Origin of the sequence: Streptomyces sp. NBC_00104 (genome assembly GCF_045160825.1) — a bacterium.
Classification (GTDB): domain Bacteria; phylum Actinomycetota; class Actinomycetes; order Streptomycetales; family Streptomycetaceae; genus Streptomyces.
In genome coordinates, this window is the sequence record NZ_CP108215.1 from 9,343,411 (window position 1) to 9,355,935 (window position 12,525).

Sequence of the window (12,525 nt, forward strand, 5' to 3'; positions counted from 1 at the left end):
TGAGCAGTCCGTGCCGTCGATGGCCCACAGCTCCTCGTCGATCGCCCAGCCCTGGGAGCACCGTTTGTTTGTAAGCACCTGTTTGGTCTCCAGTGCACGGGGGTGAAGTGGCTCCGCGGAGTGAGAAGTTGATCTGGCTCCACTTGGCTGTCGGCGGCCACTTCACATTCCCCAGGTACGGCCAGATACGTGATCACAGTCGGTGATCGATGAGGGCTGGGTCACAGCGGGCCTCCGAGAACGCCTGGTAAGCACGGCGTATGGAGGAACTTGCACGGCTCAGCGATATCGAGCAGGCCGCAGCCGGCGACGGACATCCGGTCTGGGCCGCCCAGGGACAAGGCGGTGACGGCCTGGGGCCGGGGGTACGGGCCTGGTGCCACGGCGCGGCGCTGGCGGTGGCGAGCCCGAACCCTCAACAGGACCGGCTTGCGGTCAAGGGCGACGGCACCGACGTGGCCGTGTTGGTGCGGCGGATCCTGGAGGAGATCGGCCCGTCCTACCGAGTCCTGGGGGAAGCTGCCTTGATCGATGCGCTGGTGCGGCAGCTGCCCAACCTGGCGCCGGTCCACAACTTCTTCTGGATGGAGGCCACGTCCCCATCCGGTGCCGCCGCCGCAGGCGTGCGATGGCTGAACGCCCGCGAGGAGAAGGAGGCGACCTCGCTGTTCGACCGCTTCTTCCCTGACTCCTACGCGCAGCCGGGACGCGCGGGCATGCGCCGCTGGGCCGGGGTCGTCGGCGAGGTGGACAGCAGCGTCGGGGCGGAGCCGCTAGCGGTGGCGGCGGACGCGTGGTCCGCGGCCGGGTGCGGGTTCATGGGCGGGGTGGTCACCCACCCCGCCGCCCGCGGACGCGGTCTTGCGCGGGCCGTGTCCGGCTTCGTCGTGGACGCCCTCGTCAACCAGCACGGCCGCGCCGCGCTCATGGTGCTCACCGGTAACGCGCCGGCCATCGCCACGTATGAACGCCTCGGCATGGCCAAGCGCCTGTTCGGGGCGGCGCACATCGTGGCCCGGTGAGGCCAGGGCTCCACCTGGCAAGCCAACGCCAGCCCGCTCACGCGGAGTGATCACTGGCGGCCAGATAACCGTCCCGGCCAGCGGAACCACCCGATCGAAGTGGGGCCGAATCACCTTGCTACAGGGGCGCGAACACCCTCCCCGCACGCCCCCTCGAGCCTGCCCATGGAGCCAAAGGAACTCGGTGCAGCGGAGCCCAAAGAAGTGCTTAGAGACACCGTTTGCGGACAACCGTGCCCTGATCCAAGTGGACCTGCAGGGACCGCTCCACGCGATCAAGAACGTCGTCAACCAGTTCAACCCGCAAGTCGACGGCACGCGCCGAAGGTACCGAGAGCGTCATACGGGCGACCGTAGCAACGGGACAGCCGGCAGCGGGCCATCCCGGCCACAACCACGGTCCTCGCGGGCCTGTGCACTGTGGTTCCTTGCTCTGGCCGGGCAGCACACGGCCCCCAGAGCCGAGTTGAGCTCTGGGGGCCGTGGCCCGTGCCCCCTCAGCCGAACGGCCGGCCGGGGCTACTTGGCGTGCCTCGCGGGTGGGCGCCGTCCACGGGCCGTCTGCGGGAGCCGCTACCGGCCGAGTGGACCGTGGCCGGTCCGGCAGCGCGGGCAGCGGCACGGGGGCCACACGAGGGACACCGGCTGGAGCGTGGCTGTGCCGGGGGCGTACGCAGTCGCAGCCACGCTGACCCGGCGCCCGTCGTCATCGAGGCGGTAGGTGCTGATGGTTATGCGGGACTTGCCCGGTTCGGGAGGGGTTCCGGCCTTCACCGTTCATCCCCCGACGTGTGGCAGGGGGCGTGCAGTGCCGCATCGGCAGGAAGCCGACCGCCCCGGGCCGGAACACGTCCGTCACGCGTCTCACGGCACGCTTCGTGCACCGGGCCGTGGCCGAGGGGCGGGACTCTCACCGTGTGCCCGCGGCTCACCGCTCGCCACCGCCGCGGTGGGACGCGGGCGGCAGCGACAGGACATCAGGCACGGGCGGGAAGTGCGGGGCGCAGTCCCGGCACGCGTACACCGTGAAGCCGGGACCGGAACCCTGGTGCACCTCGGAGACGACGACCGGCGTTTCGGTGATCGCACAGCAGCGCACACACATACGCACGGGCACGCGCGTCCCACCCGGGACGGTCTCGGGGCGCTCGCTCCGCTCGCTCATCGGGCCACCGCCTCAGCGCCGACCACATGCCGGTCAAGGTCGATGCCGAAGTCGGCGGCCATGACCATGACGACACGGCGCTGCTGCTGCCGTGCCCGCTCACCCTCCCGCTCAGCGAGAACGACATACGGTCGGACCACGGTCGTCGCCTCGCCGGGCAACGGCTCTTCGAGGCCGTACGGCGACCGCCGCACCGGAGGCCAAGGCGCAGGCGGGCGGGGCGTCTCCGGCATACGCGCGGGGGTTAGGCAGACGGCGCGCCCGGCCGCGCGGCGCCTGCCCGTGCCGGGCGCGAACACACCGGCCGAGACGCTGCTGCGGATGACGGAGGCCGCCGCCTGGTGCTCGGCCGACCCACTGTGCGCCGAACACACAGGTCAGGGATTCGGCAACCTCAACCGGGCGGCCTGCCACGCCTGTGCCCTGCTGCCCGAGACCAGCTGTGAGACCGGCAACACCCTCCTCGACCGTGCCCTCGTCGTCGGCGGTGAGCACGTGCCGGGCTATCTGGAGTCCATCGTCGCCGCTGCCCGTTCCGCAGCCGCCGACGCCCTGGAGGAGACGTGACACTCACCTACCTCGACCTCACCACGGAGCAGCGCTCCAGCCTCGACGGACTGCCCTTCGACGGTCATCACCTGATCAGCGGCCCGCCCGGCAGCGGCAAGAGTCTCCTGGCGGTCCAACGGGCCGTCATGCTCGCCCTCACCGGCACCCCGACGGTGCTGCTGACCTACTCGAATCTCCTGCGCCAGTCACTGGCCGGGGCCGTGCACACGCTGGGCCCGGCGGACCGAAGCGTGCGCGTGAGGACCGCGCACACCTGGCTCGCCGAGTGGTACGGCGGCACGCCCCCGAAGTGCGACGACGGATGGTTCGACTGGCCCGCGCTCTTCGAACGAGCCGTGGAGGGCGGGCCGGTCCCGGGACTCACCCTGGTCGTGGACGAGGGCCAGGACCTGCCGCCCGAGTTCTATCGCCTGTGCCGACTCCTGGGAGCACGGATGACGGTGTACGCGGACGAGTGCCAGCGGTTGGCCGACACGAACTCCACACTCGCCGAGATCGCCGGGCGCCTCGGCCGGTGCGGCCTGTACCAGATCGATGGCAACCATCGCAACACGTACCAGATCGCGTCTCTCGCGGCCCACTTCCACACGGGAGCCGGCTCCCCTCCGCTTCCCGACCGGCAGGGACCCCCGCCGAGACTTCATCACCTGCCCGAACGAGGCGCCGCCGACCTGCTGGTCCTGCTGGCGGAAAGGCATCCGGGACGGAGCATCGGCGTCATCGTCCACTCGAAGCACACCCAGTTCTCGTTGCTCGGCACCCTGAAGCGCAGAGCACCGCGGCTCAAACCGCAGCTGTACACCTCCGACGCGAGGGACGGCCGTTACCGCACGCTGGACCTCGGGCGTCCCGGCATCGTGCTCGTCCACCGCAGGAGCGCCAAAGGGCTGGGGTTCGACACGGTGGTCATCCCCGACACGCACGCCGACTCGGCAGCCGATCCCACGTCGGCCGCGCTGCGCATGACCTACTACGTGCTTGCCACACGTGCGCGCAGCGAACTCCATCTCGCGTACGAAGGGGATGTGGAACCGCCCTTGATGGCGCAAGTGGGGTCGGGTGTGTTGTTGCGTGGGTGACGGACCCATCGGGAAGTCCTCGCCCGGCGGTGGAATGTGGAGAACCGCTGTGCGGAGTTATGGGGCCTGGGCCCGTGCCGCACCATGGTGAGCGGCGACCCTGCCCGACCTGGCCCGGGCTTCGGGGGCGCCGCCCGCTTGGAGCGATGCTCGTAGTACCCGCCCACCCCTGCCGCGAGCCCTCTCCCTGCAGGGAGAGGGCTCGCGGCAGGGGTGCGTCGAGGCGTGCTCGGCCCGTGCCTAGGCGGCCGCCCCCCGCACCTCGTCCAGCCGCACCGGCCGGTGCTCCGCCACCGACAGGGTCGCCGCCTCGGCGATCCAGCTGGCCTCCAGGGCGTCGGCGACCGTGCAGGGGGAGGTGCGGGTGCCGGCGACGACCTCGGTGAACGCGGTGAGTTCGGCGCGGTAGGCGGGGGCGAATCGGTCCATGAAGAAGGTGTGCGGGGGACCGGCGGGGAAGGTCACGCCCGGCTCGGCGGAGCGCAGCGGGAGCTGGGTGTCGAGGCCGGCGGCGATGCTGTCCTTCATGCCGTGGACCTCCAGACGGACGTCGTAACCCCGGGCGTTGTGGCGGGTGTTGGAGATGACGCCGATGGTGCCGTCGTCGAAGGTGAGGAGCGCGGACGCGGTGTCGACGTCACCCGCCTCCTTGATGTACTCCGCACCCTTGTTGCCGCCCGTCGCGTACACCTCGACGACCTCGCGGCCCGTCACCCAGCGCACCACGTCGAAGTCGTGCACCGCGCAGTCCCGGAAGATGCCGCCCGACACCGCGACATAGGCCGCCGGCGGCGGGGCGGGGTCGAGGGTGGTCGACCGTACGGTGTGCAGCGCGCCCAGCTCACCGCTGAGGACGGCCTCGCGGGCGGCCACACAGCCCGCGTCGAAGCGGCGGTTGAAGCCGATCTGGGCCTCGATGCCACTGTCGCGCACGGCACGCAGCACGGTGAGGCTCTCCTCCACCGTCTTCGCCACCGGCTTCTCGCAGAACACCGGGATGCCCGCCTCGACGGCGGCCAGGATCAGTCCCGGATGCGCGTCGGTGGCGGCGGTGATCACGACCCCGTCGATGCCGGAGGCGAAGACGGCCTCGGGCGAGTCGGCCACGGTGGCGCCGTACTTCTCGGCGGCGGAGGCGGCGGCCGCGGCCAGCGGGTCGGAGACCACCAGCTGTTCCACGACGTCCAGCCCGGCGAGAGTCCCGGCGTGGAAGGCGCCGATGCGGCCCAGCCCCAGGATGCCAATGCGCATGACGAGTGTCCCTTTCGAAAGTGCAGATGAACCAGGTTGACAGGCAGGTCAGTGGTCAGTCCGAGGCGCCGACGACGTTCTGGTCCCAGTCGATCACCGAACCGGTGACCACGCCGCTGCGGTCGGACAGGAGGAAGACCACGAAGTCGGCGATCTCGTCGACCTGGCCGAGCTTGCCCATCGGGAGGCCCGCGGCGGCCCGTTCCCGCCAGTCGTCGTCCGCGTCGTGGAACTCGCGCTGGATCGCGTCCTCGCCCTCGGTCTCCGTCCAGCCGATGTTGAGGTCGTTGATCCGGACGCGGTCCCAGCGGTGGGCGTGGGCGGCGTTGCGGGTGAGTCCCGCGAGGCCGGCCTTCGCGGCGGAGTACGGGGCCAGGTGCGGCGGGCCGCCGTGCGCGCAGTTCGAGCCGATGTTGACGATCGTGCCGGGCGCCGTGCGGGACACCAGGTGCTCGACCACGGCCTGCATGGCGAAGAAGGGGGCGCGCAGGTTGATCGCGATGTGCGCGTCGAACAGTTCGGGCGAGGTGTCGAGGAGCGAGCCGCGTGAGGTCAGGCCGGCCGCGTTGACGAGGCTGTCGACCCGGCCGTGTGCGGCGATCACCCGCTCCACGGCGCCACGCACCTGCGCCGGGTCCGTCAGGTCCGCTTGGACGAACGTCGCGCCGGTGTCCGCCGCGAGCCGCTCGCCGACCTCGGCTCGGCGGCCGGTGAAGGCGACGGTCGCGCCCTCGCGCAGGGCCGCCCGGACGACGCCCGCGCCGACGCCCTGGCTGCCGCCGTTGACGAGGACGACTTTGTCCTCCAGTAGTGCCATGGGTTTTTCCTTTCGATCGGCTCCGGCGGGTCGTGCCGGGGCCTGTGGCGGGCTGGGCGTAGGGCCTTTCATGGCTTCCACAGCGCCTCCGCCTCTGTCAGTCTTGGGGCGCGGGGTCCCTCGTACAACCCGCAGCGAGCCATCAAAAACCCATCAACTGGTTCACCGTCGCCCACCATCGAGATCCAGGACACATCGCCATGGCGCACCCCTACACGATCCGGGAGATCGCCCGGCAGGCCGGGCTGAGCCAGGCCACGGTCGACCGGGTCCTCAACGGCCGGGGCGGGGTGCGGGAGAGCACCGCCCGTGAGGTGCACCAGGCCGTCAAGGACCTGGACCGGCAGCGGACGCAGGTGCGCATCGGCGGCCGTACGTTCATGGTCGACATCGTGATGCAGACCCCGGAACGCTTCTCCACGGCGGTGCGGGAGGCGCTGGAGGCCGAGCTGCCGTCCTTGCACCCGGCGGTCGTGCGGTCGCGCTTCCACTTCCGGGAGACGGGGTCGGCCTCGGAGATGGTCCGGGTGCTCGACCGGATCGGGCGGCGCGGCTCGCAGGGCGTGATCCTCAAGGCGCCGGACGTCCCGGAGGTCACCGCCGCCGTCGAACGGCTGGTCGCGGCCGGGGTCCCGGTGGTCACCTTCGTGACGGACCTGCCGAACAGCCCGCGCGGCGCGTACGTCGGCATCGACAACCGGGCCGCCGGGGCGACCGCCGCGTATCTGCTCCGGCAGTGGCTGGGCGACCGGCCGGGCGCCGTCCTGGTGACGATAAGCCGCAGTTTCTACCGCAACGAGGAGGAGCGCGAGATGGGGTTCCGCGGGGTGATGCGGGCGGTCGCGCCGGGGCGGACGCTCGTCGAGGTCACCGACAGCGACGGCCTCGACGCCACGCAGCGGGACCTGGTCCTCGACGCGCTGAAGCGGGAGCCGGGGATCGCCGCCGTCTACTCCATCGGCGGCGGCAACACCGCGACACTCGACGCCTTCGCCGCGCTCGGCCGGGAGCCGCACGTCTTCGTCGCCCACGACCTCGACCACGACAACACCCGACTGCTGCGCGAACACCGGCTCTCCGCCGTGCTCCACCACGACCTCCGGCAGGACGTGCGCCGCGCCTGCCAGGCCATCATGCGCGCCCGCCAGGCCCTCCCCGACGAGGGCCCGTTCCTGCCGTCGGCGATCCAGGTGGTGACGCCGTACAACATGCCACCGGGGGCCGGGGCCGGGGCCGTCACCCCCTAGCCGGGGAGGGAACGTCGGCCGCCGCCCGTCACGTACGCCGCTACGTCGGCGGTCGTACTCCGGTTGCGCGTGCAGGTGCTTGCGCAGGGACGTGCCCGTGGCGGAGCCGAGGTGGCCGGCGATCTCGTCGAACGGGAGGTCGGTGGAGTCCAGGAGGTGGCGGTGGGCGTCCTGATCCACACCGCCGCCGGGGGAGTGGGGACACCTCGCCCTGCAGATCGCCCAGGCGCGCGGCGCGTACGTCATCGGCACCGTCGGCATGAGCAAGCACGAGCTGCCGCGTGAGCCGGGCGCGGACGAGCTGATCGACTACCGGAGCACCGACTTCGCGGTGGTCGACGGGACTTTCCCGCTCGCGGAGGTGGCCGAGGCGCACGCCCACGGGGAGACCGGCTGCCGGACGACCGGGAGGGTCGTCCTCACCGTTCGCCGCGTCCCTGCCGCGCTTCCTCTGGTCGTGGGGCCCCTGAGCCGGGCCCCGCGCCGGATCGGCTCGCGGCGGGCGGGCGCCGCCGGCAGAGACGGTCAGCTCGTGACGAGCTCGGCCGTCCGGCGCTCGGCGGGGGCCTCCACGGACACGGACACGGCGACGGTCACCGTCTCGGTCACGGTCGCCGGGGCCGTCGTCAGCGCGTCCCGGCCCTCCCGGTTGCGGAACAGCCAGGCGATGTCCCGCCCGAACGACCAGAGCAGCGAGCCCAGCGCCAGCGCGACCAGGCCGAAGCCCGCCGCGTACGGCAGCAGACCGGAGGCGGCGACCAGCAGGAAGACACCCTGGACCGCGGCGACCGTCTTGCGGGCCATGCTGTGCGGGAGGGAGTTGTTGAGCCACGGCATGACCTTGGCGGCGACGACGAAGACGTACCGCATGAGACCGATCAGCAGCACCCACGGACCCATCGACATGGAGACGTACACGCTCAGCACCAGGATCAGGAACGCGTCGACCTCCATGTCGAAGCGGGCGCCCAGCGCGGTCGAGGTGTTCGTGCGCCGGGCCACCTTGCCGTCGACACCGTCGAGGATCAGGGCCACGGCGGTCAGGCCGACGAAGAGCGAGACGGGCGGCGAGCTCTCGAAGGAGTCGGCCACCAGGGCGGTGACGGCGCCGACGAGTATCGCCCGCCCGAGGGTGACGCGGTTGGCGGGGCCGAAGGTGCGGGTCCGGGTGCGCAGCAGCGCGCGGTTGAGGACGGCCCAGGTGGCGAGCCCGAAGGCCAGCCCGGTCAGCCAGCCCGCCGGGCCCAGTCCGATCGCCGTTCCCAGGTAGGCGAGGAGCAGCACCTGGGCACCCGCGCCCACCGTCGTCTCCGACAGCAACAGTCGGCCGTCGTATGTGTTGATCAGGGCCACCGCATACCTTCCGAACGTGTGACAAGTGGATCATCGCCGCGTACCGTGTCCGCGACTCCCACCGCTGCGTACGTGGCGAACCGCTCGACCGTTCACGGAGACGCACATGAAACCGACAGCCAAGGCCTTCTGGCTACGCGCCCCGGGGCAGGGCGAGATCCGTGCGGAGACCCTCGCCGCACCCGCCGAGGACGAGGTGCTCGTCCGCGCGCTGTACTCAGGAGTCAGCCGGGGCACCGAGACGCTCGTGTTCCGCGGCCACGTGCCCGAGAACCAGCACGCGACCATGCGCGCGCCCTTCCAGGAGGGTGATTTCCCCGCTCCCGTGAAGTACGGCTATCTCAGCGTGGGGCGGGTGGAAGAGGGGCCGGACGCACTGGTCGGCAGGACCGTCTTCTGCCTGTATCCGCACCAGAGCCGCTACGTCGTTCCCGTGAGCGCCGTCACCGTCGTGCCCGAGTCCGTGCCGGCGGCGCGGGCCGTTCTGGCCGGGACCGTCGAGACCGCCGTCAACGCCCTGTGGGACGCGGCTCCGCTCGTCGGGGACCGGATCGCCGTCGTCGGCGGCGGCATGGTCGGCTGCTCGGTCGCCGCGCTGCTCGCCCGCTACCCCGGCGTGCGGGTCCAGCTCGTCGACGCCGACCCGGCGCGCGCCGACATCGCCCGCGCGCTCGGCGTCGACTTCGCGCTGCCCGAGGAGGCGCTGGGGGAGTGCGACCTCGTCGTGCACGCCAGCGCCAGCGAGCAGGGACTCGTACGCTCCCTCGAACTCCTCGCCGCCGAGGGCACGGTCATCGAGCTGAGCTGGTACGGCGACCGCCGGGTCGCCCTGCCGCTCGGCGAGGCCTTCCACTCACGCCGGCTCACCATCCGCAGCAGCCAGGTCGGAACCGTCTCCCCGGCCGGACGCGTCGGACGTACGTACGCGGACCGGTTGGCGCTCGCCCTGGAACTCCTCGCCGACGCCCGCTTCGACGCGCTCGTCACCGGAGAGTCCGCCTTCGAGGAACTCCCGGACATCATGCCGAAGCTCGCCGGCGGAGAGCTGCCGGGGATGTGCCACCGGGTGCGCTACGACGCCGAGTGAGCCAGAGGTCGAGCGTTCCGGTCGCCCCACCCGCCCCTGAACTGCCCGAACGGAACGCTGACCTCCGAAGAAACCGGAAAACTCGGCTGAACAACGGGTAGGGAGCAGCCGTACTACACGGCATGCCCCGGCCCGGGGGCAGACGCACCGCACTGGAGGGTCGTCCGTTGTTCAGCATCACCGTCCGCGATCACATCATGATCGCCCACAGCTTCCGCGGGGAGGTCTTCGGACCCGCGCAGCGCCTTCACGGCGCCACCTTCCTCGTGGACGCCACCTTCCGGCGCGCCGAACTGGACGACGACAACATCGTCGTAGACATCGGGCTGGCCACGCAGGAGCTCGGTGCCGTGGTGAGCGAGTTGAACTACCGCAACCTCGACAACGAGCCCGACTTCGCCCACACCAACACCTCGACCGAGTTCCTGGCCAAGGTGATCGCCGACCGCCTCGCCGAGCGGATCCACAAGGGCGCCCTGGGGGAGAACGCCAAGGGCATCGCGGCACTCACGGTCACCCTGCACGAGTCGCACATCGCCTGGGCGAGTTACGAGCGTGCCCTGTGACCGACGTGACCATCGACCGGGCGGCCGTCGGCACCGCCCAGGCATACGGCAGCGCTGTCCAGGCAGACGGGGGAGAGCAAGTGAGGCTCGGCTATGTGCCCGTGCAGAACGCGGCGCTGAAGAACGCCGCGATCATCCCCATGTCGCTGCGTTCCGTGCACTTCGTGATGCCGGGCGGCGTCGACGACCTGGCCCGCCCCAGCGGCGGCAACGCCTACGACCGGCGGATCTGCCTCGACCTGCCCGGCTTCGGCTGGCAGGTGCACAAGCACGCCATCGACGGCAGCTGGCCCAGCCCGTCCGAGACGGCCCGCGCCGAACTCGCCCGTACGCTGCGCGAATTCCCCGACGGCACGGTCGTCCTGCTCGACGGCCTGGTCGCCTGCGGCGTCCCCGAGATCATCCTCCCCGAGGCCGAGCGCCTCTGCCTGGCCGTGCTGGTGCATCTGCCGCTCGGTGACGAGACGGGCCTGGAGCCCGAACTCGCCGCCGAACTCGACGCCAAGGAGCGCACGACCCTGCGGGCTGTGTCCGCCGTGATCGCGACCAGCGACTGGGCGGTCCGCAGACTCGTGTCCCACCACGGGCTCGCCCCCGAGCGGGTCCATGTCGCCGCCCCCGGCGCCGACATCGCGCCCCTCGCCTCCGGCACCGACGGCGTCTCCCGGCTGCTGTGCGTGGCCGCCGTCACCCCGCGCAAGGGGCAGCACCGGCTGGTCGAGGCCCTCGCGACCGTCACCGAACTGCGCTGGAGCTGCGTGCTGGTGGGCGGCCTCGACCAGGAGCCCGAGTACGTCGACCACATCCGCACGCTGATCGCGAAGTTCGGCCTGGAGGACCGCTTCCACCTCGCCGGACCGCAGGCGGGCGCGGAACTCGACGCGAGCTACGCCGCCGCCGACCTCATGGTCCTCACGTCCTACGCCGAGACGTACGGCATGGCCGTCACCGAGGCCCTCGCGCGCGGAATCCCCGTCCTGGCCACGGATGTCGGCGGTCTCCCCGAGGCCGTCGGCCGCGCCCCCGACGGTGGCGTCCCCGGCATCCTCGTACCGCCGGAGAACCCCGCGGCCATCGCGGCGGAGCTGCGCGGCTGGTTCGGGGAGGCCGACGTACGGCGCCGGCTGAAGGCGGCCGCGCGCGGGCGCCGGGCCGCGCTGGACGGGTGGGCGACCACGGCCCGCAGCCTCGCCCATGTCCTGGGCCGGCTGCGGCACGAACCTCGGAGGGCCGCATGACCACTTCTGCCGATATGACCACAGCCGCGGGCGGACCCCGGTCCCAGGGGGCGACCGCTTCGGCGGGTGCGTCCGCGGCCGCCGGGCCGACGGGTTCCGCCGGCGCGTCCGGCACCGGCGGGGCCGCGGCCGTTCCCGGGGCGGCGCTGAGCATGGCGGGGCGCGGGGGCGGGACGCCGGAGCCCGAGGGGCATCAGTACGCGCCGCAGTGGCTGGAGTTGCGCGAGAGCGCCGACGCCGACGCGCGGGCGGTGGACCTGCTCGACCCCCTGCGGATACGCCTCGCGAACCTGCCCGGTCGAGCCACCGCGCTGACCGTCCACGACCTGGGCTGCGGGACCGGCTCGATGGGCCGCTGGCTCGCGCCCCGGCTGGACGGTGCCCAGCGGTGGGTCCTGCACGACCAGGACCCGAACCTGCTGCGCCTGGCCGCCGCGCGGGCGCCTCGCGCCGCCGCAGACGGCAGCCCCGTCACGGTCACCACGCGGCGCGGCGACATCGGGCGGCTGACGGCGGACGACCTCGCGGGTGCGTCGCTGGTCACCGCGTCCGCGCTGCTCGACGTCCTCACCCGCGAGGAGATCGAGGCGCTCGCCGCGGCCTGCGCGGGCGCCGGTGTTCCCGCCCTGCTGACGCTGTCGGTCGTGGGCCGCGTGGACCTCGTCCCCGCCCACCCCCTGGACGCCGAACTGGCCGAGGCGTTCAACGCCCACCAGCGCGCGAGCGATCTGCTCGGCCCGGACGCGATCACCATGGCCTGCGAGGCCTTCGCCCAGCAGGGCGCCACGGTCCGGGTCCACCCGAGTCCCTGGCAGCTCGACGCCCGGCACACCGCCCTCACCGAGGAGTGGTTGCGCGGCTGGGTCGGCGCCGCGTGCGAACAGCGCCCCGACCTCGCCGAGCGCGCCGACGCCTACCTCCGCGACCGTCTCCGGGCATGCGCGGCCGGCGAACTCCGCGTCGTCGTCCACCACAGCGACCTCCTGGCTCTGCCCCGGCCCAGGGGCGGAGCCTCATGACGGCGCCGGTGGAGGAGACGGTCGAAACCCACCCGCCGACGACGGGGGACCGCGTACGGGTACGCCCGCGCGGAGTCCGAGCCCGCGTGCAGGCGAGCGCGCCCGGGACCC

General features: G+C 72.2%; 13 protein-coding genes and 1 pseudogene. 9 read left to right on the top strand and 5 right to left on the bottom strand.

Translation table 11 applies throughout. The annotated features are described in order from the left end of the window. Window positions 1–260: 260 nt before the first annotated feature. A complete protein-coding gene (locus OG272_RS40865) occupies window positions 261–1,022 on the top strand; it encodes a GNAT family N-acetyltransferase (RefSeq protein WP_405895722.1) in 762 nt (253 codons plus the stop codon). 928 nt (window positions 1,023–1,950) lie between these two features. Here OG272_RS40865 and OG272_RS40870 read toward each other — a convergent pair. Continuing rightward, on the bottom strand, window positions 1,951–2,187 hold the full coding sequence (locus OG272_RS40870; protein WP_327726874.1) for a hypothetical protein: 237 nt from the start codon (window positions 2,185–2,187) through the stop codon (window positions 1,951–1,953). Beyond that, complete coding sequence (locus tag OG272_RS40875) at window positions 2,184–2,327, bottom strand: hypothetical protein (protein ID WP_327726873.1); 144 nt, start codon at window positions 2,325–2,327, stop codon at window positions 2,184–2,186. The genes OG272_RS40870 and OG272_RS40875 overlap by 4 nt, the downstream gene beginning before the upstream one ends. Window positions 2,328–2,469: 142 nt before the next feature. Here OG272_RS40875 and OG272_RS40880 point away from each other — a divergent pair, with 142 nt between their 5' ends. Next, entirely contained in the window at window positions 2,470–2,754 is a 285-nt protein-coding gene (locus tag OG272_RS40880; RefSeq protein WP_405895723.1) for a hypothetical protein, read from the top strand. Continuing rightward, the gene (locus OG272_RS40885; RefSeq protein ID WP_405895724.1) at window positions 2,751–3,836 is read left to right on the top strand and encodes a DNA helicase; all 1,086 of its coding nucleotides are present in this window, start codon (window positions 2,751–2,753) and stop codon (window positions 3,834–3,836) included. The genes OG272_RS40880 and OG272_RS40885 overlap by 4 nt, the downstream gene beginning before the upstream one ends. Before the next feature lie 240 nt (window positions 3,837–4,076). Here the strand turns inward: OG272_RS40885 and OG272_RS40890 are convergent, their stop codons facing one another. After that, entirely contained in the window at window positions 4,077–5,087 is a 1,011-nt protein-coding gene (locus OG272_RS40890; protein ID WP_327726871.1) for a Gfo/Idh/MocA family oxidoreductase, read from the bottom strand. Between the two features lie 55 nt (window positions 5,088–5,142). Next, entirely contained in the window at window positions 5,143–5,904 is a 762-nt protein-coding gene (locus OG272_RS40895; protein ID WP_327726870.1) for an SDR family oxidoreductase, read from the bottom strand. Window positions 5,905–6,104: 200 nt separating this feature from the next. Between OG272_RS40895 and OG272_RS40900 the strand changes: the two genes are divergently transcribed. Next, window positions 6,105–7,151, top strand: coding sequence for a LacI family DNA-binding transcriptional regulator (locus tag OG272_RS40900; RefSeq protein WP_405895725.1), 1,047 nt, complete (start codon window positions 6,105–6,107; stop codon window positions 7,149–7,151). Window positions 7,152–7,319: 168 nt separating this feature from the next. Continuing rightward, window positions 7,320–7,578: pseudogene (locus OG272_RS40905) on the top strand (zinc-binding dehydrogenase); the annotation flags it as partial. A gap of 98 nt (window positions 7,579–7,676) precedes the next feature. Here OG272_RS40905 and OG272_RS40910 read toward each other — a convergent pair. Continuing rightward, on the bottom strand, window positions 7,677–8,504 hold the full coding sequence (locus OG272_RS40910) for a CDP-alcohol phosphatidyltransferase family protein (RefSeq protein ID WP_326574682.1): 828 nt from the start codon (window positions 8,502–8,504) through the stop codon (window positions 7,677–7,679). Between the two features lie 106 nt (window positions 8,505–8,610). On the opposite strand from OG272_RS40910, the gene OG272_RS40915 reads away from it, so the two are divergent. The 4 genes from OG272_RS40915 to OG272_RS40930 all read left to right on the top strand — a co-directional run bounded on the left by OG272_RS40915 (window position 8,611) and on the right by OG272_RS40930 (window position 12,414). Next, window positions 8,611–9,591 (top strand): zinc-binding alcohol dehydrogenase, encoded by a 981-nt coding sequence (locus tag OG272_RS40915; protein ID WP_405895726.1) that lies wholly within the window; start codon window positions 8,611–8,613, stop codon window positions 9,589–9,591. Window positions 9,592–9,758: 167 nt separating this feature from the next. Beyond that, complete coding sequence (locus OG272_RS40920; protein WP_326574680.1) at window positions 9,759–10,157, top strand: 6-carboxytetrahydropterin synthase; 399 nt, start codon at window positions 9,759–9,761, stop codon at window positions 10,155–10,157. After that, window positions 10,154–11,395, top strand: a complete 1,242-nt coding sequence (locus OG272_RS40925) for a glycosyltransferase family 4 protein (RefSeq protein ID WP_326574679.1) — start codon at window positions 10,154–10,156, stop codon at window positions 11,393–11,395. Before OG272_RS40920 ends, OG272_RS40925 begins: the two co-directional genes overlap by 4 nt. After that, window positions 11,392–12,414 (top strand): methyltransferase domain-containing protein, encoded by a 1,023-nt coding sequence (locus OG272_RS40930; RefSeq protein WP_326574678.1) that lies wholly within the window; start codon window positions 11,392–11,394, stop codon window positions 12,412–12,414. Before OG272_RS40925 ends, OG272_RS40930 begins: the two co-directional genes overlap by 4 nt. Window positions 12,415–12,525 lie beyond the last annotated feature (111 nt).